This window comes from Bacillus sp. AR4-2 (genome assembly GCF_008274865.1).
GTDB classification, from domain to species: domain Bacteria; phylum Bacillota; class Bacilli; order Bacillales; family Bacillaceae_G; genus Bacillus_A; species Bacillus_A cereus.
In genome coordinates this window covers 2,245,702-2,268,273 of sequence record NZ_CP031062.1, presented here as the reverse complement: position 1 = coordinate 2,268,273, position 22,572 = coordinate 2,245,702, and the positions used below count along the sequence as shown (strand labels likewise).

The following is a 22,572-nucleotide window of genomic DNA, read 5'->3' as shown; positions in this document are numbered from 1 at the left end:
ATTGATCCTGTTCCCTATTCAACCTTGTATAAACACAAAAAAGAATCAGACATTACCACTATTCAAAACCAGTTACAATTCTCTCTTTCATTTTCTGTAATACTTCACTGCTCAATACTTTTTGACCAGCAGGAAGTTTTAATATGGCAGCGGCACCTTTACTAAGGTATATTTCTTGATCATTATTTTGATTTACTACCAATATTCCTTGCCCTTCAAATTCGAAATAACTAATATCTTTTGTTTCATTTGTATTATTCTTTATTGCTGTATATAATCCATATAAATCTTTACTTCTATTTTCTCCGCCCGTTCGAATCGGTTCAGTATCATCCGCAACAATTAGTCCTTCTGGCTGCTCACCCTTCATAATAAACCACAGCTTTTCATTTGTTGGTAATAGTAAATTCTTAAATTCAGAGCTATTTAAAATTTGCTGTGCTGGAATTGTTGCATAGATTGGTAACGAAAATGGAGATGTTGTTATTTTTTCAAAACTTAAATTTTCAGAAGAACTTCCCTTACTATATTGATAATCTTTTAATGCGATCGATTGTACTGATTCACTTTTATTTTTTGATGCATAACTAATTTTACTAGCGAAAATAATAACGGTCATTAAGCACATGCACAATATCACAAGCTTAAGTAGTTTTCCCATTTATGAACCCCCGCTTTTAATATTATTAGTTTGCATGGATATTATAAACAGTTTCACTCCACCAAAAATTATTATTGTTATGGAACGTACTGAAATTATGATTATAATGATCACCATACCAAGGGTCCATGTACGTTATATAATCTGTTCCATTTGTCCCTTTATAAAACCCATCAAGTACTAGAAAGTGTCCGATGTTAGCTCCATTTTGCCACATAATGAGTGCAATCATCGGCTGATTACTATTAATTTGACTTTTGAACCAATCATAAGATTTTGCTCCAGAACTTATAGCTGAGCTAACACCATATCCTGATAATCCATATTGTATTTCACGTGAAGTTGCAGGATTATTATATGATCCACCCTTAACATACCTAACGTACTGATCTTGTGAAGGAGTTTTCCCAAAATAATTTAAAACTGAAACCGAAGTGCCTGCCCAACACCAATTTGATCTTTCTTGTAATATGTTAGGTACAAATAATTTACGATCTATTGATGTATTTGGAGGATTTCCATTAATATACGCTGACGTTACATATACTTTTTTTCCATCTTTAAAATAATAAAACCAACGATTATCTAAATTTCCTGTCCAATAATCTTTAACCGTTTCACCATACTCCCATCCTTTAAAAGATACTTTTGTATTTCCGGGAATCACATCTACAATATTTGCATTTAAACTTTTTGCCTCTCTAACATTTACATTCAATGGAGCTGTTGTTCCTGAAAATTCAACTTCTTCTGCTATTATTTTCTGAACACCAATAAAACTAAATGTGAAAAACAATAAAAACATACAAACAATAAAATGCTTTCTTTCCTTCATTTCTCCACCCCTTCATCAGTACTAAAAAACATCAACAATTCATCCTTATTAATTGTTCAAGCTTAATATTACATACTAACGAAAAATGACTTCTCATAAAGTGAAACTTTAATCAGTAGTGGTTTTATTCATCCCCCACTGATTATTAGTTAAACCAATCGGACTGCCCGGCAAATTGCGGGATAAATTCCAATACAAAAAAGGAGCCTATAAATTTTTATAGACTCCTTTTTATTTCGTCGTTATTACTTAGCTAATTCTTTTGTACCCTTCATTACATCAATGAAGAATCCCCAGTTATTCACTACAGAAGAGATACTGATATGTTCATCTGGAGTGTGGACGTTAAAAATGTCTGGTCCGAATGAAATTGCATCTAATTCAGGCATTTTTTGAACGAATGCGCTACACTCAATCCCCGCATGCACAGCGAAGATTTCAATTTCTTTATTGTATTTTTCTTGATGCACTTTTTCAAATAAATTACGAATTTGTGAGTTTGGATTGTATGGCCATTCTGGATACTCTGACTCTATTTCAAATGTAGCACCAACTAATTCAGCAATATATTTGATTTCTTCTGCAACATGTTGTTTTAAACTACTTACAGAACTTCGCACTTCGTTACGTAATTTAATTTCATCTTGCAACGTTTCAATAACGCCTAAATTTGTTGAGCTTTCTACAAGACCTTTAATATCCATGCTCATACTTTGAATGCCATTTGGAATTAAGAATAATGATGAAATAAGCTGCTTTTGTGTCTCTTTAGCAAATACTTTTTCAACTGTTTCATCCAATTTTGTCAGTGTAACATGAACATCTGGATCAACAGCACGCATTTCTTCTTGTAATACACGTGTCCATGATTCTAGTTTTTCTTCTACTTGTCCTACATCTTCTGTACGAATTAAAATTGTAGCTACACTTTCACGCGGAATTGCATTCGTTTTTAATCCGCCGTGAACTTCACTTATGTTAAACTCCGTATGTGCTGATAAATCACGTAATACTCGTCCTAATACTTTGTTCGCATTACCGCGTTGTTTATCAATTTCCATACCAGAATGTCCGCCTTTTAGACCACCAACATATAGACGGTATGCATCCATATTCGCTGGCGTTTCATCCCAAATTACGGGAATTGTTTCAACAGCTTTCGCACCACCTGCACTACTTACAAGTAATTTATGATCTTCTTCAGAATCAATATTTATAAATATCTTTCCTTCAAAATGATTTGGATCAATAGCAAAAGCCCCACCCATTGTCGTTTCTTCTTCAGTAGTGATAACGACTTCAAGTGCTGGATGCGGAATTTCTTTTGAATCTAATAAAGCTAATGCATACGCTACTGCAATACCATTATCAGCACCTAAAGTTGTTTGATTTGCATATAACATATCCCCAATGATTCGTAATTCAATTGGATCTTTTTCAAAATCATGTACTGTTGCTTGATTTTTTTCGCAAACCATATCCATATGACCTTGAATAATAATAGCTGGTACATTTTCATAACCAGCTGTTGCTTCTTTTTTAATAATGACATTTAATGCTTCATCTTGAATGACTTCTAAGTTACGCTCTTTTGCAAAGCCCACTAAATAATCACTAATTTCCTTTTCATTACCTGATCCTCTAGGAATCTTTGAAATTTCTGCAAAATGATAAAATACAGGGTGCTTTGTTAATTGTTCTAAAGTAGAATACATTTTTCAAGCTCCTTTCAAAATGAAAAAATAGTATGTAAGTCTTTTATCATTATACCATGATTCATTATTTTACCTTTCTTTTAACTTTTATTGTTCATTTTATGTACAACACTCTTACAACATTGTAAGGGCATTGTAATCTATATCGATTTTTCTCATTTAATAATAGCCGTATACTTTTTAAAGAAACACATTAAAGGAGATAAAGAAAATGAAAAAGTTTTTAGCAATTATTACACTATGTTTATTATTTTCTAGTTTTACTATTGGCTGTGAGAGAGCGTCACTAAATAGAATTGGTAAAGATGTATATTACATGCAGATAAAAGGCGAAGGAACTATCGAAAAGGTTGATGGTAGAAACTTACGAAACTATACGCTGCCCGCATATGATGAAGATGGCGTCAAAAAACAAATTACATTTAGAAGTACAAAAAAAGAAAACGATCATAAATTAAATGAAGACGCGTTTTTACGCCTATATGTAGATCAAGATGATAATAATAAAAATGAAATATCATCAATTGAAGTAAAGTCCTATTAAGAGATTCAGAAAGCAGATTTGCCTGAAAAAATAAGAGAAAAGTTTACTATTAAATAAAAAAACAAAAGAAAATGCTCTATGCATTTTCTTTTGTTCTTTTCACCTGTATATATTTTGAACTACTATTATTCATCAGTTTCTCTAACCGATTTATATTCTCCGTTAATGCACCTTTCACAAGAGAGAAATCTGTATTTGATTCTTCTTTTTTTTCTTTAAAAAACGAAGACTTTTGTGCATTGACTTCAGCCATCTCTTCTCCCCCTTTTCAAAAAGATACAACCTTTTATTTATATTATATAGCAAATGTAGAAAGAGTGTACACTTATGACTTTCTTTTTAATTCTTCTTCTAATTCTTCTACTTGCTGCAACGTATCCCCTTTTATTAAAGAGAAATCTGTTGTATCTTCATTATCTTCTTTAAAAAAATCATTGTCATAATCTTTTACCACTACAATCACCTCTACCTGCTAGTGTAGGAATGATTGTCCAATTTTATTCAACTTTGTCGGATTTTGTTTTTAATTTATGTATAGAAGAAAAGGACAGAAAAAGATTCTGTCCTTATTTACTAAAATAACTATGATGTATTGTTAAATTATATACATTTTCAAAATCCCGATCTTGCAGGTTATTTTTCTTTCCATCAATAACAATGAAAACATCACTTACTATTTTTGCTGGTATAATCCCGACATTTTCTACTTGCACCGCTTTCTGCTCATTCAATTGCTCGATATGTTCTAACGGAACGATAATACTAAATTGCGAGCGAATACCACGAAAGTTTGTATTTAATTCCTTCGCGGCTTCAAAAACAACAATTTTCGCGCCAATCTTTTCCCCATATGAATCTAAAAATGCATTTAAGCTCTTTGTATATTCCTCTTCCGTATGCCATTCCATCGTACCGAATACTGCTGGATTAACATTTTGAATAATTGTCGTGTATATTTCTCCTCTCGCTTTAGATGCAATTAATGATCGTTTTATTGATTGAACTGTCTTGCCAATATCGCTAAATTTCGCACCCCATATTTCAGAAATATTAGGTGTTAAAATGAACGCAATATCAACAAAAATAGCCATTGCAGTAAACATTAAAAGATTTTTCCAGAGGGTTAAATCAATTCCTTTTATCATGAAATACACAGTGACAGATATGATAAACAAACCATACCAAGTCTTTCTAATACGTTGCTTTTTCTCCTCGTACAACTCCTCATTTTTCCAATAAAAGAAAACAAGGACTACAAAGACAATCGCTAAAACAAATAAGCCAATTTGAATGTTAGAGATCATTAATCACATCACCCTCCATTCAAAAACTACTCACGATATCATTACATGCGCAAGCTGCTCTCTTTATGACAAAAGACGTGGACAAGCTTCTAAAATTAGCTACATCGCATATATATTAGAAAGTACCACGTCTTTTATCCTGTTATTTGTGGGAAATAAGACCCCCACTGATTAAAATTTCACTTTACCATGAGTCTATATTGTATATGTAGACAAGCATTCATTTCAAATTTTCGTATTAAAAAGAAATATGTTTCGGAATTTCCCCTTCAGGTACTTCTCCATCCATACTTAAATAATAATGACGAATCGGACGTAAGTTTTCGTCTAATTCATAAACAAGCGGAATGCTAGTGGGAATATTTAATGAAACTACACCATCACTTGAAAGGTTGTCTAAATATTTTACCAGCGAGCGAATTGTGTTACCGTGTGATGAAATAATTACTTTATTACCACTTTTTAATGTCGGCGCAATTTCTGAATGCCAATAAGCAAGTACTCTCTTCTCCGTATCCTCTAAACATTCAGTTAATGGAAATTCACCTTTTTTGAGTGTTTTATATCTTGGATCGGTCGCTTCATATCGAGGATCGTCTTCAGTAAGAGCCGGTGGTCTTACATCAACACTTCTTCTCCAAATATGAACTTGCTCCTCACCATATTTTTGTGCAGTTTCATCTTTATTCAGCCCTTGCAATGCACCATAATGTCTTTCATTTAGCTTCCAAGATTTATGTATTGGAACCCAAGTAAGATCCATCTCATGAAGTACAATCCATAACGTCCGAATTGCGCGTTTTAATACTGATGTATAAGCCACATCAAAAGTATATCCGTTTTTCTTTAATATTGCTCCTGCTTCTCTCGCTTCACTTAATCCATTCTCTGATAGATCAACATCTGTCCATCCAGTAAAGCGATTTTCAAGATTCCATAAGCTTTGTCCGTGACGAATAAGTACAAGTTTTATCATTATAATTCCCCTTTCGGAAATGTGAATTTTATTGTTCCATTGCGTACACGTATAAAGTATCTAGTAATGTATCTTTTTATCCATTCACTCTATGACCAAATCATAGTTGCCAAATGTATGGATAAAATTTGTTCTTTTTCAAACGATAAAAACAGAAGTTTTTTCATTATTTTTGATCGACTGGTATTTCACGTTTCGATATCCAAGCATCAAAACCTGATCGGCTATTTGCCATTTCATTCATAACTTGGTGCCAATTGTCCTCACATGATTCACCAAATTTTGAAAAAATAGCACCCATTTGTTGTCTTTGTACATCACTCAGTTTTTTCTCTAAATCTGCACCTTTTTCTGTTAAAGACAACTGTTTTACACGTCGATCATGCATAGCTTCATTACTCTCAATTAAGCCCTTTTCCACCAGTTGACGTAGCGGTCCGTGGAGAGCTTGTTTACTTATTTCTAATAGTGATAGTAACTCATTTACACTTATCCCTGGAAAACGTGCAATAAAAAATAAAATTCGATGATGTACTCGTTGAATGCCATATTCTTTTATAATTTCATCTGGCTTTTCAGTAAATGTTTTATATGCAAAATAAAATAATGCTAATGCCTCATTCATCTGTTCTTCTTTATGTTGTGTCATCTACTTTCCCCCTGTATGTAAATTATACCACAATCTAGTAATGAATATTTTAATCAACGCATTAGAACTTATTTAGTCTATTGAAACATTCATTGCATAATTAGGAGATGATTCATTTGAAAAAACAATATACTATAAGTGCATATTTATTGGATAGACTACACGAATTAGGAATTGAACATATATTTGGCGTTCCTGGTGATTATAATCTTGCCTTTTTAGATGATGTAGTAGCACATGAAAATTTAAAGTGGATTGGAAATTGTAATGAATTAAATGCTGCATATGCAGCAGATGGGTACGCTCGCATAAAAGGAATCGCAGCTCTTATTACTACTTTCGGTGTTGGAGAATTAAGTGCTATTAACGGTATTGCTGGCTCATATGCGGAAAACGTGCCAGTTATAAAAATTACGGGTACGCTACCAACAAAAGTAATGGAAAATGGAGCAATCGTCCATCATACGTTAGGAGATGGAAAGTTCGATCATTTTTCCAATATGTATCGAGAAATCACTATAGCACAAACAAATGTAACACCTGAGCATGCTGCTGAGGAAATTGACCGTGTTTTACGTGCATGTTGGAATGAAAAACGCCCGGTTCATATTAATTTGCCAATTGATGTGTATAATAAACCAATTAATAAACCGACAGAACCTATTATAAATAAACCTATTTTAAGTAATAAAGAAGCATTAAATAAAATGCTTCTACATGCCATTTCAAAAATAAATAGTGCCAAAAAACCTGTTATTTTAGCTGATTTTGAAGTAGATCGATTTCACGCTAAAGAAAATTTACATCAATTCGTAGAAAAAACTGGGTTTCCCATCGCGACGTTAAGTATGGGAAAAGGAATATTCCCAGAAAAACAGCCTCAATTTATAGGGGTTTATACTGGTGATGTAAGTTCTCCGTACTTGCGAAAAAGAATTGATGAATCTGATTGTATTATTAGTATTGGTGTGAAGTTAACTGATACTATTACAGGCGGCTTCACACAAGGTTTTACAAAAGAACAAGTTATAGAAATCCATCCCTACACTGTGAAAATTATAGATAAAAAATACGGTCCAGTTGTAATGCAGGATGTTTTACAACATTTAAGTGATTCAATTGAGCATCGTAATAAAGATACCCTTGACGTTAAGCCATTTATTTTAGAATCATCACCTTTTACTGAAGAGTTCAATCCAAAAGCACAAATGGTCACACAAAAACGTTTTTGGCAGCAAATGTACCATTTCTTACAAGAAAACGACGTCTTAATTGTAGAGCAAGGAACACCTTTCTTTGGTAGTGCTGCTATCCCTCTACCTATTAACACTGCATATTTAGGACAACCGTTATGGGGATCTATCGGATATACACTGCCCGCTCTACTTGGTACACAGCTCGCCAATTTATCACGGCGCAACATTTTAATTATTGGTGATGGTTCTTTCCAAGTAACTGCCCAAGAGTTATCAACTATACTACGTCAAAATTTAAAACCGATTATATTTTTAATCAATAACAACGGATACACTGTTGAACGTGCCATTCACGGCCAAAGCCAACCTTATAATGATATACAAATGTGGGATTACAATAAACTATCAATGGTATTTGGGTCAGAAGAAAAAAGTCTAACATTTAAAGTAGAAAATGAAGCAGAATTAGCAGAAGTCTTAACAAATATAACTTTTAATAAGAATCAACTTATCTTTATTGAAGTTATAATGAGCCAAAGCGATCAACCTGAATTGTTAGCTAAACTCGGGAAAAGATTCGGTCAGCAAAATTCTTAATATAAAAGCATAACCTAATTATACAATTGGTAGTGTAAAACTTGTTTTGAGAATAGTTTCGACACTCAAAATACATAAGGAAAAGGATGGAAAGCACCATCCTTTTCTATTTTAAGAGCATTCTTCGACTAACGCCCCGTATGACAAGCAAAAATTCTTAATCCATCTTTAACTTTATAGCTTTTGTCGCAATAAATGTTTTAATATGCTTATCTAATATCCTTGTTCCACCAAAATCATCCTCAAAAAAACCTGTTATAACAAAACCAGCTTCAACTTGGCCTTGGACTTGGTCTTCTAAAGTATGCGCATATTCTATTGTTTGATTTGAATCGATGTAATCTTGAACTTCATCCTCTGGTAAATAATCCAATGTTGATGAAGGAATTGAATGTTTAACATCAAGAATACCTTTTTGTTCTTGGTTATCATCAAAGATCCATAGTAACGGATTTGTAAATCCAGCAATAAGAATACCTTTATTCTTTAAAACCCTAGAAACTTCATTCCATACAAGATGAACATCTTTTACAAACAAATTAGAGACAGGATTTACAATAATATCAAAATATTCATCCTCAAAGTCACCAAGGTCTGACATATCTCCTTGTACGGTTTTTAAAGTCAAACCATCCCGTTTTGCTACCTTTTCATCTTGTTCCAATTGCTTCTTAGATATATCAGTAACTGTTACATCTGCTCCAGCAGCAGCTAGAACAGGTGCTTGTTGTCCGCCACCTGATGCTAAGCAAAGTATCTTTAATCCATCTAATGACTTTGGAAACCACTTTCTAGGAACTGATTTTTCCGTAGTGACTGTAATCTCCCATTCACCTGATTTGCTTTTCTCAATAACCTCGCTACTTACAGGCTGCGTGTATCTAGAACCTTCTTATCCCATGCATTACTGTTTTGTTGTGTAGTATCCATTGCGATTAGTCCTCCTAACGATCTAGTTGCATTCAATGTGTAAGCTTAATGCTTTCCTTTTTCTATTAACCTGCCTAATAGTTCATACATAGTTGTCTATATTTACATTAACAGATAAATGCAAAAATTACTAAAAAATTCTAAAAAGACAAAAAATTACACATCTATTCCATTCATTTAAACTAATCATAGAATTGTTAACTTTTAAACAACTCACTTCCACATAAAAAAAGCATTCCAAACCTGTTGACAGTTGGAACGCTTTTTTATGTTATTTAATTTTTCAAGCTTTTAACTAAATCGATTAAACAAATAAGTTACGCTTTTTCTTTTTTATTCAGCAAGAGTTAACTGCCAAGATACACCATACTTATCATTTAACCAGCCAAACTTTTTACTAAACGGATAAGAACCTAAAGGCATAAGAATTGCTCCATCCTGCGCTAGTTTATGAAAGACCGTATCAATTTCTTCTTCTGTCTCACAAGTTACATAAAGAGACATAGCTGGAGTGAATGTAAAATTATGATTTACATAACTATCAATACACATAAACTCTTGGCCATTTAACGTAAAAGTTGCATGAATTACAGTTCCCTCTTTACCAGGTCCATTTTCATCGTAGCGAGAAATACTTACAATTTCCGATTGATCAAATAGCGACGTATAAAAATTCATTGCTTCCTCAGCTTTGCCTTCAAACATTAAAAACGTAGTAATTTTTTGATTTGTGTTACTCATATGGAGACAGCCCCTTGTTATATATTTATGTAAAACATAAGTCGGCCAAAAACCGAACGTATATTCCTATAAGTGTATTGTCTATAAAAACAATGAGTTTGTCAATTATCTACTTTATTATTTCTTCTTAAATAATGCTGTCCAAAGAAATGATTCTCCAAACATTTCTTTCGGTCGTTTCATTTGTTTCATCCTTCTAATCTCAATTACCTCAAATTCTTTAAATATCTCTCTTAACTTTTCTTCCGAGTATGCAAGACCACCTTGTAGACTCCATCCTCTATATACATCCCAATCTGTTATTTCCGATCCATTTCGCTCATCTAAATCGCCTGCCGCAAAACATGTTAATCCGAAATAACCACCCGATTTTAATGAGTTTTTAATTAAATCCACATAATTTATTCTTCTATGCGGTGGAATGTGATGCAAACAGCCCGAATCGTATACAAAACCAAATTCGTTTTGAACCTCTAAATTAAAAATTGAATCACAAATAAAATGAATTGCTACCCCTTTTGCCAATGCCCTTTCTTTAGCCCAATTAATGCCTTCTACAGATAAATCCACTGCTGTTACATCAAATCCTTGAGTCGCTAAATAAATGGCATTTCTACCTGGACCACATCCAAGTTCTAATACCTTCCCTTTTAAAACTCTCTCTTTTTGTATATACGAAACTAGATTCTCATCTGGAACATTTTCAAAAAACGGAACATCCTTTTCTCTATTCTCATAAAACTCATTCCAAAAGGGTTCAGCAGGTCTTAATAATGAATCAAGCATTTTTAAAATGTCTTCTTGTGTGTGTAACATTTCAGTTTTCATTAATACCCCTCCATATTTTAACAGTCAGAAAATTATTATATATCTTTTTGAACTTTCAAACAAAGAAAAAACTCCTACATTCAATAGGAGTTTTTTCTTTAAAATCCAAGTACATCTTGCCATTTTAGCAATTTCTCTTCCCGTACTTTCAAATAATCATGTTCCTATTTTCCCATCCGTATTTCACTAACAATTTCTCAGTCTGCCAAAAAAAGAACTCTTTCTGTTTTCGCTGCTACCTTTACAACATGAGTCACTTAAGAAGAATACTTTGCTGAAAAATAAAGCCGATTTCGTTAAGGTATATTTTTGCTAACGCCTCTTCTTTCATACATGATATTTCATACAATCATACTTTTCTAATAAAATAACGTTTTTGTTCACTTTTTTGATACATTTACGAAACATTCATGTGTTATCTTCATTAAGTTCTTTTCTTTTTATAATGTCGTGTGAGATATACCAACAGAGGAAGCCCTAGATCCCCTAATCCTAGGGCTTTTTTATAAGAATTTTATACATTTTATTATTTCCACTAACTCTTTAAATTGTATATACATAATATAAAATTTTCATGTTGTTATATTTTTTGATGGCCTCTTATCTTTCCTTAAAAGGCTTTTTTTCAAATAACGCTTTTGTTTAATTTATATTTAAAAAGTTCCTTTTCATAAAGACTTCCCTTATATGCTATACTCATTTTTAAATAATTGTATAAGGAATGTTAAAAATGGATGATAGATCGTCAAGACAATGGAAATTGCGACAAAAGTTAAGAGCACTGAAAACAAAAAACAGAAATGATACAAACCCTTTGTTTAATGAATGCCTTGAATCCCTAGGAAACGAAACTGTCATTTTCCCCCAAGAAAAAAGCCAGCAGATTGCTACTATTTTAATGAATTTATTTCCTATAACTGTCTCTGGAAGAATAGATTGGGAACAGATAGATAATCAATTCATAGCTTCGAACAAAGAACAACTAATTTCCCTTATTAGAGCAAACCAACTAGATTTTGATGAACAGATTTTTATAATATGGGATAACTATGAAATCCCTGTAGTAAGTACAAATCTTGATAAAGTATTCCAATCACTAGTTGACGTTGATGCAGTCAGTTTTTATTACTGGCTATTAGACAAAGAATATAGATTCGTAATTGAAGTAAATGATGAAGAATTGATTAAGGTTGGGTTTCGCTAATACTCTAAGCATCTTTCCTCATTCTACTGATCTGCAAAATTTAAATTGTATTATTTATCAAAGACTTAAAATATACGAATGTCACACAAAACGATTGGTGTTAATCATGTTTATGTTTATAATTACGTTGATTTGGATAACTTGCATTTATAAAATGTAAATATTTTATAAATGCAAGTTAAACAAACATTGTTATATCAAGGTTTGTTTGACCTAACATGTTATATTCTTGATATTAAGACTGTTTTTATGAGCATTTCGTATAAGTATGATGTAACTGATTAAAGCTATTTCAAAGACGACATATCGGCGATAATTTATATCTATTCTGTATAGGTGTTAGCAAGTTCGTTTGCAAACTTGTTAGCACTTTTTTATTTAAATAACTCATACATTCCTTTTCACTTTACTGATTATATTTCCAATTGTGTACTAATGTGTAGGTCCGTCTACCTACCATATTTCAGAAAAAATAGACGGTACGGATTGACGCCAACAGGGTAATGGCAATATAAATCTTCTTTCTTCTATTATTTCATTTCCAAGTATGTATATCATATTTTTCATTAATAGAATAAAAGAATTTAATGGTAATGACGATAAATTCATATATCCTATTTATATATTTTATGTTATAGTTTCATATGTTAATTAATTACAATGTTCTTCAAAAAGGAGTATACATAATGAAAGCAAAGAAACTAATATGTTTTTTAGCATTACCACTTATGTTAGTAGGATGTTCTAAGGACAATACAGAAGAGAAGAAGACTGATAGCTTAAAGGTTTCAGAGTCGGAAAAGAAGAAAGACGAGTCAATAGACAAAGAAGCAGATAAGCTATACAAAGAAAAAGAAGAATTGCTTGATGAAAAGGAAAAATTGCTTGCCGAAAAGGAAAAATTGCTTGCTGAAAAGAAAGCCAAGGAAGAAAAAGAGGTAACGGAAAAGAAAGAAGATACAGATAAAAATGAAGTCTCAAACGATAAAACAGTAAAAGAAGCTGTAATTGGAGAAGGTAGAACACTAGCTGAGGAAAGAGAGTATAGAGACAAGCAGTTAACTAAAGGTTCTAGTGCATCTTCTCCTTTAGAGAAGTATCAAGAAGATATTAAGGATACTTCTAATGACTTAAAGACGGCAGTTCAATCTATTAAATCCTTAGCTGAAAAAGATGGAACGTGGAAAACAACTCAAACAGGATTAAAGGGAGAATTAAGTAGAGTAAGTGGGAGAGCTAATAGACTAGCAAGTATAGAACCTCCTAAGGAGTATGATTACTTCAAAGTTCAATTAAGAGACGATGCAAGAGCAATTAAACAAATGGTAGACCAAGCATTTATAGCTTTAAATGAAAATGATACTGAAACAGCCAAGTTAAACATAGGTGCTATGATAGATTATGTAGATATAATGTCTTCAACATTGAATGAAATACAAAATGTACAAAATGGAGTTTAAAGGGATTTCGTTTAATAGGTTTTATTGTAAGACCTATACTCAAAGCATTATCTAAAAGCAAATTTTAATTACATAGAAATAGAAAAAGGCCGCCCATAGGACGGCTCTTATTTTTGTTTATCAAACTATTCTTTTGTATAGTAGTATGTTTTATTTTTCAAACTTCAAATATTCACCAGAAACCCATTGGTCGCCACCAACATTATACCAACCGTCTCTATATCCCCAAGACTGATATCTTTCACTTTGGTACACATTTTTTACGACACCATAGTTAGTTCCTGGACCAGTACGAACGCGTAATACATCAGCTGTAATAGTCACTACACCAATGCCATCAATTGAAGGTTTAGAAGGTGCTGGTGCATTTTCTCCTGTATAACGAATATATGATGAATCATTATATACCCACTGATCGCCACCTAAGTTTAGCCACCCATTTGACTCACCCCATACTTGGTAGCATTCTCCTTTACCTAATTTACGAATAACTGCATATCCAGTTCCAGGTCCTTTTCGTAAATTCACGTTATCGCCGTTAATATAAGCAACTTTTGTACTATCGTTTGAAGGTGGAATAGGAGTTGTCATTACTGGACTACCTCCGCCGTTATATGCATTTTGGACTCTTTCAATAAAGCTATTCCAACGTCCTTCTGCCAACATACGATGAGGACAATACTTTCCACTCCATGATTGGTGTGTGCGAACTTTACTAATTGGAATATTGTACAGTTTCATTAGTTGAGCTACAACGATAGCTGCATTATCTTCTGCTTTATAATATCGATCTCCACCATTTAAAGAGTAACAGATTTCAACTCCAATAGATTTACGATTTCCGTTACCACCACCATCACCGCAATGCCAAGCGTTACGTTCTAAAGGAATTCCTTGTACAGCTTCTTTATCATCTACCGCAATATGAAACGAGACTTGGTTATCATTGCGAATCATATAAGATACTTCATTTTCTGCTGTAGCATCATTATACGTATTATGAACTGTGATAAATTCTGGATTCATTGTATACGGACACTTTGTACCATATTTACTTGGGTCAACTAATTTTTTTCTGATTTCCATTATTGAACATCTCCCTTTTTCTCTTCTTGTTTTTGTTTACCACCCAAAATCTCAAATGCATTTGTTAAAGCTTGCGGCAACGGAATACCCATGCGGCCAGCATTTTCTAAAAGTGAAAGTAATTCATTACCCATGAAGAAGAAAATTGTTGCTTCTCGAATAGCACAATTGCTTCCAAGTGCCACATCTAGCTGGGTCGCCACTCCAACCAAAAGAAAAAGCACCACCTTTTTGGCGATGCCTTTGAAACCAACTTTACTTTTTAATTCTCCGTTATACCCTGCTGCAATCATGCCAGTTAAATAATCAATAACTGCCATCGTCACTAAGATTTTCAATGTTGCATCCCATCCTCCCAAGAAATACCCACAGAAGCCACCGAAAGTGGCAATAAAGGTCTTTAATAACACATCAATACGATCCATCTTTTTCTCTCCTTTTTTAGATAATAAAAAAAGACCAGCTTATGGCTGCTCTGGTTTCTCGTCTATTAATTTTTGTACTAATTCTGTTAATGTGGACACATCGTTTGTTAGTTTTGTAACTTGCTCTTTTAGTTGTTTATTCTCACCTTTAACAGTAGTTAACTCTTCGTTAAATTGATGATACTGCTGTTGGAAAGCTGCAATAAAGATTGAAACAGTATTATATAAATTAATGGCCCGTTTCTCTTTATCTGTAAATATATCTTCCGTATCATCTGCAATCATACCGAAATACGTTTCAATTTCTTTTGTTGTATATGGTTCTGTTTGTTCTTCCGGCTTGTTCACACGCATTTGATACAGATCATACATGTCGTCCTTGAAGTTGTACTGTTTGATAGCTAAACTCATGATTTTATCAAGAACTGAGAAAGGAATATCTTTTATATTTTCTTTCATATTCCTAGCTGATGTAGGATTAAATGCTTTCGCCCACATTTGACCATTAGCACTTACATTTTCTTGCGCTCGTAGCGTTCTTAATTCTATATCTTTCCATCCTTGGCCCATCATATCTTTAATCTGTAATCCGTTGTTATAACCTTGTACAAAACTTGATTTTATCATTGCATTACCCATGATTAAATCATGATCGGTGGCGCCGTTTATGAAATGTATTTTATAGTCACTGCCTTTTCTTTTGAAAGTAAACTGTCCCTTGTTATTGTTAAAAATATGCGGTTCAGTTGTAGTTACAGAGAAGTAACCATATCCTGGAGCCCATCCTTCAGATTCAAAAATAATATCATTCAAGTTTTGAAAACGAAATTGTCCATCTGAATATACGCTCAGATGTCCACCGTCATTCTGCATTTGAATATAATTTGACCAAATATTAGTACCTTCTGCATTTTCTCCTTTAGAAACCCCAAATTTTGCATACGCTTTAGAAGGTTGATCGACTCCATTAATTCGCGGCATGACTTGATAAATATAAAATGATCCTGTACCAGCGTATTTTTTATTATCAGAACCAAGGACTAATGAGGGTTGAATACTTCCATCATTTGTTTCCATAAATCCTATATAACCACGTGGCTTATCTAAATCGAAAATCTTCATGTCTTGCTTATTTATTTCAACAAATCTGTTTCCACTCGTTTTAAGTGTTACTCCTTCTAAAACTTTTCCTTTGATATGATTCGCTGTAATAAAACCTACTAAGTTAATCCTATTAGCATTCAAAGTAATGTTCTCTTTACTCATATTGAATGCTGCGATTACATCATTTTCTTTTACGGATATACTAACACCCTTTTCAGTTAACTGAAGACGGAATAGGTGCTTTTAATTTCACCTTATCTAAGAATCCTTTGCGGACAAACGAATGACTTTTCCAAATATAATCTTCACCATATTTAAACAGTAATCCGACCGCTGCAAAATCTTTAATACTAACAAAATCGAGTCCACCCACAGCAACTTTATGTTTTAAATCAGGAATCTTTCTGAGAGTTTCTCCATCTTCTTCAAAACCAGTACGCATTATTTCTTCCCAAGTAGCAACAGACTTTGTTAAATCTACTTCTGGTAAATTCATTCTTTTAGTCATGAAGTTTTCTCTGTTAGATGGATCATTCTCAAGGTTTTTATACTGACGCATAACCTTTTTGAACAACCCTCTAGCATATTGACTCATAGGCTTACTAAACATTGGATTTGCTTTTTCCCATACATCTGGATTGTCTACTTCTTCAGCGTTATCAAGCTTGCAAATAAAAGGGAACAACCTATCTTCTTTTTCTTTCCCTTTTAAGATGTTCATTGCTCGCTCTTTCATTTTGTCAAGGTAACCTTCACGGACAAACCCATCTGTGGTAATAAAAAATTCCCTAGAGTTAGGAACTTTACCTAAACCACTAGAGAATACTTCTACAACATCGCTATTTTCATATCTGTGTATCTCATCATAAATGACACATCCATCTCTTAATGAGTCTTTACTTCCTGCATTTGATGTATGAAATTCAAAAGTCGAACGAGTCGCTTTATTCGTTATCAATTGTTTAGTTGATACAAATAGCTCGTCTAATATTTCATGCTTTTTATTCTTTTCATAAACATCTATAAAAGAAGTTTTAGCCTGCCTTTCTGTATTAGCAACTACTGATACATTATAATGCTCAACGCCGTGTAATTCGCTAATAAAGAAGTGTGTCAATGCACTAATCAATCCGTTTTTACCAGCACCCCTTGCCATCATCCAAAAATGCTGATCAAAATAAACACCCTCATATTCATCAAACAAAAACACAAATGCTATTAAAAATTTTTGAAAAGAGTTTAATTTAAAATGCCACTTTTCTATGAAAGTTACACATTTATGAATTAAATCCACATCAAAATGCAAATCATTACGGGTTAATATATCTTGCTAATAATTTAAGTTTATAATATATTGATGTGCATGTCATCATAAATCCAATTAACTTACCCATATCTTATATTGTGTGTAACTGAACCCTTTGTTTAATCCCTTGGTATCATTGATTTCATTTCACTTTCTCTTTTGAGTTACACAGTACGAAAATTATGAGTAACCGTATTGAGATACCACTAATATTTTGAAAAACAAGCTAAGACAAAAATAAAATAAGCTGCCCATGTGGACAGCTTATTTACATAATTCTCGTTATTGGAAGTTGATTAATATCAGTTCATTTGTTTTTCGAAAGGAGTTATTTTGTTCGTTCAAAGATAATATCAAAGTAATTCGCGTACCCCATAGTTGGTGGCGCAAATAGTTGATTTTATAGGGGGAAAACCTGTAACTAAAGCCTAATATAAGTGTTTTTGTTTAAATTTTGCTTAATTCTCACCGATAATTAACTTAAAATTTAGAAATCGTTATATAATGAATTTAATTTAAAATTAGGAGTGATTAAATTGCCAGATATGATAAACCTCGTTCTTTTCATCATTATAGCGAGGTGTTAAAACTTCTAATAGAAAGCATATTCGATTAAGAAAGAAGGGGTAGTTATGAAAACTAGTGAAGAAACGCATTGGCAAAGGTTTAAACGTAAGAGTAAATCCCCGAAAGAGTGGTTAAAGAAAGTATACGAATTTTTTATTAATGAACACGTATGGGATGCTATCTTTAAAGTGTTCCTTAAACTAGTATGGGCAGTAAAAGGTATGGGGAAAAGCTTGAAACGGGTAATAGAAAACATATTCAATTAAATTCTATTCTTTCATACTTTCCTCTTATAGGAAGGAAATATCAATCACTGAGCATTAATATTTTTTAACTGAGTAACAGTTCCAAAAATGATTTTTAATAGAAAAAAAGGGTTACAGATTCGATTGTAACCCTTTTTCCAAATCTTTTTTGTTTTATACGGCTCCTATAATGATTATAGGACTGAAGTATGATTCGAAATAGCGTTGATTATATGATTCCAATCGTCACAGTGAATCTCGTGACCCGACCCTTCTAGGGTTAGTAACAAAGCATGGGGAATTTCATCAACAAGAGCAAGACCGTGCTCGTATGGAAGCACTATATCCTCTGTACCATGGATAACCAAAGTAGGTATATTGATTCCTTTTAACTTCCCTTCATAAGAATCATCACCTTTAAGAAGGGAGTGATTAAACATACTGAGTAGGTTATTTGCTCGTTTTATTTCTTTTTCTACCTGCTTATAAACCCTCTTCTCATCGAATTTATGATTTGAACCACAGAGTAAAGCTGATCCTGCAACCAAGTAATTTGCAACAGATTCTTCATCTGACCAATTTAGTTTGGCCGCATTAGCATGGTAAGCGAGTATCTTCTCATCGATCGGAGGTAAATTCCTGTTGTTGTCTTCAGAACCAAAAATACCTGATGCAATCAAAGTTATACTTAGAACTCTCTGAGGGTTCCTTAAGGCTACAATTTGAGCAATCATTCCACCCAATGACATTCCAACAATATGTGCTTCGTCAATATGATATGCATCGAGTACTCCAATCGCATCATCAGCCATATCTACCACAGTATAGTGGAAACTCCCCGGTTTATAAGTAGTTGACCGTCCGACATCTCTATTATCATAACGAATAACATATCGGCCGGTATCAGCTAATTGTTGACAAAATTCCTCATCCCAATAAACCATTGAACACATGGCTCCCATAATCAGTAAGACTGCTGGATCTGCTGAATCGCCAAAGCTCTCTGTACATATATCAATTTCATTAATTTTAATAATCTTTTCAGTCATGATTAACTCCTCATTTCATTCGTATTTAGTTAATAAAAAAGACACAATCAAATAAACCCACATATTTTTTTAAAAAAATAGTTAGGCATAACGAATTGTGTTTAAAATTAACGTAAACGAATGAACTTGATAATCATGTTAAACACTCTCCTATAAAAAGGGAATAAGGGTAAAACCCTTATTTTGATTATAACATAGCTCTATCAGTATTAATATAGGTTCACTTTTTCTTATTTTATAATTTTAAAAATAATTCCTATTGTATGAATCTGCACTCTTAGTTGAAGAAAAGACGATGTATACAATATCCAAACCTAATTAACATAACGTCTCATTATCGACAGAAAGGAACCTTCTATTTTGTTCTATGGATCTATGCATTTTTTATACATTCCTATCCTAGCGCGATTTTAGGGTTATTGTTTGTTACTGGATTAGCCAAAAAACTGTATAAAACCTTGCATACTTTTAACGTGTTTTTTCAAAAATACTACGATACCCCTAGATTTAAAAGAAATAAGCAATGCTTAGATTTTAAACCTAGTCATTGCTTTATCCATTGCATCTTGATTTACACCTATATAACGTAACGTGACCTTCTCTGACGAGTGATTAAATATCTCCATGAGTAATGCTATGTTTTTTGTTTGCATGTACATGTGATACCCGTATGTTTTTCTTAACGTATGTGTTCCTATTTCATCCAACCCGAACTCTGACGCTGCTCCGCTTAATATCTTATATGCCATGCTACGACCAATAGGACGATTCTTACCTTGTCTGCTTTGCAATAAATACTCATTGTCTTCCCTTTCTTCAATAAACCATTTCAGTTCTCTTTTCAGTGCTGCAGTAATTTGTATTCGTTTCTGTTTCCCTGTTTTCTTTTCTCTCATAGATATATGACTGCCCTTGACATCTCCTACCTTCAGTTTCAAAATATCCGAGATTCTAAGACCTGTATTAATGCCCATAATGAAGAGAATGTAATTACGTAAGCTCTTTTCCTTAAAATACTCTTTAAGCTGCTGTATTTGCTCTGGATCACGTATTGGTTGAACGAAATTCATTATTCATTACCTCCCGTTTCTTCTGTCTCGTAAACTTCTAATCCGAGCGCAAAAGCAAGTTTATAAAAAGCTTTAGATTTCCAACGTCGATAAGTACGCTCTGACATCCCTATTTCGTTATAAACCATATAATCACACACGTCCTCATCTTCTAAATAACGTTTATAAATAATATCTCTCTGAATACTTCCTGCACGTTCGTTTCCTAATCGATTTAAAAACTGATCAATACGTACCGACATTATTTCAAGCCACTCTTCTCGTTTGCTTTGTTGAATATTTACTATAGCAACATCTTCTAACGGTTTACCAACAGCATGTGTAGGACCGTGCTCACGTATTTCATAAGAAGGAGTGCCTTTCATTTCTTTACGCATCATCCCAAATTGTCTATGTATACGTACACTTTCCAAAACACCTTCTAATTCTTCGTGTGTCGCTTTTCTGTCAATTTTTGGTAAAAAAGATAATTGTTTAGTCATGTAAGACCACTCCTTTTATTTTTAGATTACTTTTGTCTTATTGCTCCACGTCTTCGTTCATAACAAGGTCTATGCATCCCCATTAAATCCTCAATTTCACGAGTACTTAATTTCTCTTTTGGTTTTGTCTTATTTTTCTTCTTTCCTTGCTTGGATTGACTTTTCCATTCATGTAACTAATCCTTTAACACCCTCATTTCCCCATCTCCCTTTTCAAAATAAAAAGGACACCAATTCCTAAAACAGCTTTCATTGCTGCTTTAATGAATTGGCGTCCTCTAGTTTTCTAGCCGGACTATATTCGAATGTTATTTTATATATCCCAATAGTCATTATTAACATCATTAGTATATTTGCTGATTTCCTTCTCTTTCCCACACTTTTCACATTTATAATAACTAATAACTAATAACTAATAACTAATAACTAATAACTAATAACTAATAACTAATAACTATCCCCATCTTACCAGTTTTAAAATTTTCATTGTCATGACTTTTAATAAGTTTATATCTATGTATACATTTAGGTTCTTTTAATTTATCAAACCAATTTCCTAACATAAATTAATCCCTTTCCTCTCGAAGATATTCTTTTTATTCCCATCCTCTTAAGAATACCTTAGAAAAGATTCCCAATCAATGAAACGTGGTAGCTTGTTTTTCTATAAACAAAAGGATTATTTTGTTAAGAATTGATGATTTCTTTAATTCTATTAGGCTTGTCTAAGTTGTTATCGTTTGGTATATCCAATTTGACCACATTATCACTTAATGCATCAGCTAATTCATGAGCACTATTCATATCATGTGTATGAAATCTAAATTCTTTACCATTAGAAAGTTACATAAACACTCCTTGCGATGAGTTAGTTCCAAATGTCCCAATCCGAACTCTGCACCAAAAGCATTTATCTTTATCTATATGGCATGTACATGCATTACCCATTTCGCTCTATCCCCTGAATAAAATTCAATATTCCGTCCATACTATAAATGCACTTGAGTTCTGAACTTCCTTCTTAACGTTTTTCTGGAGAGCAGTTAGCTTTTGCTAGCTGCTCTTATTTTCTGTAATTGGTTTCATTTACCTGATGTTTTCAACGTAATATTACGTTACGATATAAAAGGATAAAATATATTTGGCTGTTATATCATTACCCTAGGGAACTAGGGTTTTTTTACACAAAATGAAATTTTTATTTAACTTTCTTGCATAGCATTTTCGCTTCTGCGAATACTATGGTTGTAATTTGCAATTACACAATTAACATTTAATAAGCACCGTTTTCTTTTTTTACCAGAACAGCTAGCTAATCACGCTAGCTGTTTTATTGTATAAAATGAAGTTTTTATACGATTTTAAACACATTTAAAAATAAATTCATATGATATTACGTATTCCTCTCTTTTACAAAATGGATTTGGGTCAGAAGAGCACTTTTACGAAGTGCTCTTTTCCCATGGAATTAAAGCTCTACTGAATAGCGTTTTTGTTTAGTTTCACTCTAAAAGTAAAATTTTCATTTTTTCATTCAACCAAGTTCATAACATATTCTTTTCCCCCGATAAAATAATGATTAAGTGTCCCATGCGCAT

Annotated in this window: 20 protein-coding genes and 5 pseudogenes; 5 read left to right on the top strand and 20 right to left on the bottom strand. The window is 32.9% G+C overall.

All coding sequences use genetic code 11. The features are described 5' to 3' along the window. Window positions 1-58: 58 nt before the first annotated feature. From DN399_RS11785 to pepD, 3 genes are all read right to left on the bottom strand, one after another. Window positions 59-661 (bottom strand): hypothetical protein, encoded by a 603-nt coding sequence (locus DN399_RS11785; protein WP_149149582.1) that lies wholly within the window; start codon window positions 659-661, stop codon window positions 59-61. Window positions 662-686: 25 nt separating this feature from the next. After that, window positions 687-1,496 carry a C39 family peptidase gene (locus DN399_RS11780; RefSeq protein WP_000664544.1) on the bottom strand — a complete coding sequence of 270 codons (810 nt, stop codon included), beginning with the start codon at window positions 1,494-1,496 and terminating at the stop codon, window positions 687-689. 245 nt (window positions 1,497-1,741) lie between these two features. Continuing rightward, on the bottom strand, window positions 1,742-3,211 hold the full coding sequence (pepD, locus tag DN399_RS11775; protein WP_000287539.1) for a beta-Ala-His dipeptidase: 1,470 nt from the start codon (window positions 3,209-3,211) through the stop codon (window positions 1,742-1,744). A 211-nt stretch (window positions 3,212-3,422) separates the two neighbouring features. Between pepD and DN399_RS11770 the strand changes: the two genes are divergently transcribed. Next, window positions 3,423-3,755, top strand: coding sequence for a YxeA family protein (locus tag DN399_RS11770; protein ID WP_149149581.1), 333 nt, complete (start codon window positions 3,423-3,425; stop codon window positions 3,753-3,755). 76 nt (window positions 3,756-3,831) lie between these two features. On the opposite strand, the gene spoIISB is transcribed toward DN399_RS11770, so the two are convergent. From spoIISB to DN399_RS11745, 5 genes are all read right to left on the bottom strand, one after another. Continuing rightward, a complete protein-coding gene (gene spoIISB, locus DN399_RS11765; RefSeq protein WP_065382523.1) occupies window positions 3,832-4,008 on the bottom strand; it encodes a stage II sporulation protein SB in 177 nt (58 codons plus the stop codon). 72 nt (window positions 4,009-4,080) lie between these two features. After that, the gene (locus DN399_RS11760; protein ID WP_000237818.1) at window positions 4,081-4,209 is read right to left on the bottom strand and encodes a hypothetical protein; all 129 of its coding nucleotides are present in this window, start codon (window positions 4,207-4,209) and stop codon (window positions 4,081-4,083) included. A 112-nt stretch (window positions 4,210-4,321) separates the two neighbouring features. Then, entirely contained in the window at window positions 4,322-5,059 is a 738-nt protein-coding gene (locus tag DN399_RS11755; protein WP_149149580.1) for a type II toxin-antitoxin system SpoIISA family toxin, read from the bottom strand. 238 nt (window positions 5,060-5,297) lie between these two features. Then, window positions 5,298-6,035, bottom strand: coding sequence for a 2,3-diphosphoglycerate-dependent phosphoglycerate mutase (gpmA, locus tag DN399_RS11750; protein WP_000594152.1), 738 nt, complete (start codon window positions 6,033-6,035; stop codon window positions 5,298-5,300). A 166-nt stretch (window positions 6,036-6,201) separates the two neighbouring features. Next, the gene (locus DN399_RS11745) at window positions 6,202-6,684 is read right to left on the bottom strand and encodes a MarR family winged helix-turn-helix transcriptional regulator (protein WP_000191886.1); all 483 of its coding nucleotides are present in this window, start codon (window positions 6,682-6,684) and stop codon (window positions 6,202-6,204) included. A gap of 107 nt (window positions 6,685-6,791) precedes the next feature. Here DN399_RS11745 and DN399_RS11740 point away from each other — a divergent pair, with 107 nt between their 5' ends. Then, window positions 6,792-8,477 (top strand): alpha-keto acid decarboxylase family protein, encoded by a 1,686-nt coding sequence (locus DN399_RS11740; protein ID WP_149149579.1) that lies wholly within the window; start codon window positions 6,792-6,794, stop codon window positions 8,475-8,477. 157 nt (window positions 8,478-8,634) lie between these two features. Here the strand turns inward: DN399_RS11740 and DN399_RS11735 are convergent. From DN399_RS11735 to DN399_RS28360, 4 genes and pseudogenes are all read right to left on the bottom strand, one after another. Further along, a pseudogene (locus DN399_RS11735) lies at window positions 8,635-9,407 on the bottom strand (class I SAM-dependent methyltransferase). A gap of 333 nt (window positions 9,408-9,740) precedes the next feature. Next, on the bottom strand, window positions 9,741-10,148 hold the full coding sequence (locus tag DN399_RS11730; protein WP_000072493.1) for a VOC family protein: 408 nt from the start codon (window positions 10,146-10,148) through the stop codon (window positions 9,741-9,743). Window positions 10,149-10,265: 117 nt separating this feature from the next. Next, window positions 10,266-10,976: a class I SAM-dependent methyltransferase gene (locus DN399_RS11725; RefSeq protein WP_139849942.1), complete on the bottom strand. Its 711-nt coding sequence runs from the start codon at window positions 10,974-10,976 to the stop codon at window positions 10,266-10,268. 98 nt (window positions 10,977-11,074) lie between these two features. Next, window positions 11,075-11,233: pseudogene (locus DN399_RS28360) on the bottom strand (ABC transporter ATP-binding protein); the annotation flags it as partial. 473 nt (window positions 11,234-11,706) lie between these two features. Here DN399_RS28360 and DN399_RS11720 point away from each other — a divergent pair. Next, window positions 11,707-12,180 carry a CDI toxin immunity protein gene (locus DN399_RS11720; RefSeq protein WP_149149578.1) on the top strand — a complete coding sequence of 158 codons (474 nt, stop codon included), beginning with the start codon at window positions 11,707-11,709 and terminating at the stop codon, window positions 12,178-12,180. 686 nt (window positions 12,181-12,866) lie between these two features. Next, window positions 12,867-13,640 (top strand): DUF6376 family protein, encoded by a 774-nt coding sequence (locus tag DN399_RS11715; protein ID WP_071772649.1) that lies wholly within the window; start codon window positions 12,867-12,869, stop codon window positions 13,638-13,640. 150 nt (window positions 13,641-13,790) lie between these two features. Here the strand turns inward: DN399_RS11715 and DN399_RS11710 are convergent, their stop codons facing one another. The 4 genes and pseudogenes from DN399_RS11710 to DN399_RS11695 form a co-directional block, all read right to left on the bottom strand. After that, on the bottom strand, window positions 13,791-14,726 hold the full coding sequence (locus DN399_RS11710) for an N-acetylmuramoyl-L-alanine amidase (RefSeq protein ID WP_149149577.1): 936 nt from the start codon (window positions 14,724-14,726) through the stop codon (window positions 13,791-13,793). Continuing rightward, window positions 14,726-15,151 (bottom strand): phage holin family protein, encoded by a 426-nt coding sequence (locus tag DN399_RS11705; RefSeq protein ID WP_149149576.1) that lies wholly within the window; start codon window positions 15,149-15,151, stop codon window positions 14,726-14,728. Before DN399_RS11705 ends, DN399_RS11710 begins: the two co-directional genes overlap by 1 nt. 39 nt (window positions 15,152-15,190) lie before the next feature. Continuing rightward, window positions 15,191-16,486 (bottom strand): annotated as a pseudogene (locus DN399_RS11700) (tail fiber domain-containing protein); the annotation flags it as partial. 1 nt (window position 16,487) lies between these two features. Beyond that, window positions 16,488-17,579, bottom strand: a pseudogene (locus tag DN399_RS11695) (terminase large subunit domain-containing protein); the annotation flags it as partial. Window positions 17,580-18,193: 614 nt separating this feature from the next. Between DN399_RS11695 and DN399_RS11690 the strand changes: the two are divergent. Then, the gene (locus DN399_RS11690) at window positions 18,194-18,394 is read left to right on the top strand and encodes a hypothetical protein (protein WP_000858032.1); all 201 of its coding nucleotides are present in this window, start codon (window positions 18,194-18,196) and stop codon (window positions 18,392-18,394) included. A 173-nt stretch (window positions 18,395-18,567) separates the two neighbouring features. On the opposite strand, the gene mle is transcribed toward DN399_RS11690, so the two are convergent. From mle to DN399_RS28625, 4 genes and pseudogenes are all read right to left on the bottom strand, one after another. Further along, window positions 18,568-19,422, bottom strand: a complete 855-nt coding sequence (gene mle / locus DN399_RS11685) for an alpha/beta fold macrolide esterase (RefSeq protein ID WP_006924004.1) — start codon at window positions 19,420-19,422, stop codon at window positions 18,568-18,570. Between the two features lie 527 nt (window positions 19,423-19,949). Beyond that, the gene (locus DN399_RS11680) at window positions 19,950-20,492 is read right to left on the bottom strand and encodes a site-specific integrase (protein ID WP_006924002.1); all 543 of its coding nucleotides are present in this window, start codon (window positions 20,490-20,492) and stop codon (window positions 19,950-19,952) included. Continuing rightward, a complete protein-coding gene (locus DN399_RS11675; protein WP_049107806.1) occupies window positions 20,492-20,974 on the bottom strand; it encodes an ArpU family phage packaging/lysis transcriptional regulator in 483 nt (160 codons plus the stop codon). The genes DN399_RS11680 and DN399_RS11675 overlap by 1 nt, the downstream gene beginning before the upstream one ends. Before the next feature lie 313 nt (window positions 20,975-21,287). Further along, window positions 21,288-21,537, bottom strand: a pseudogene (locus DN399_RS28625) (hypothetical protein). Window positions 21,538-22,572: the final 1,035 nt, after the last annotated feature.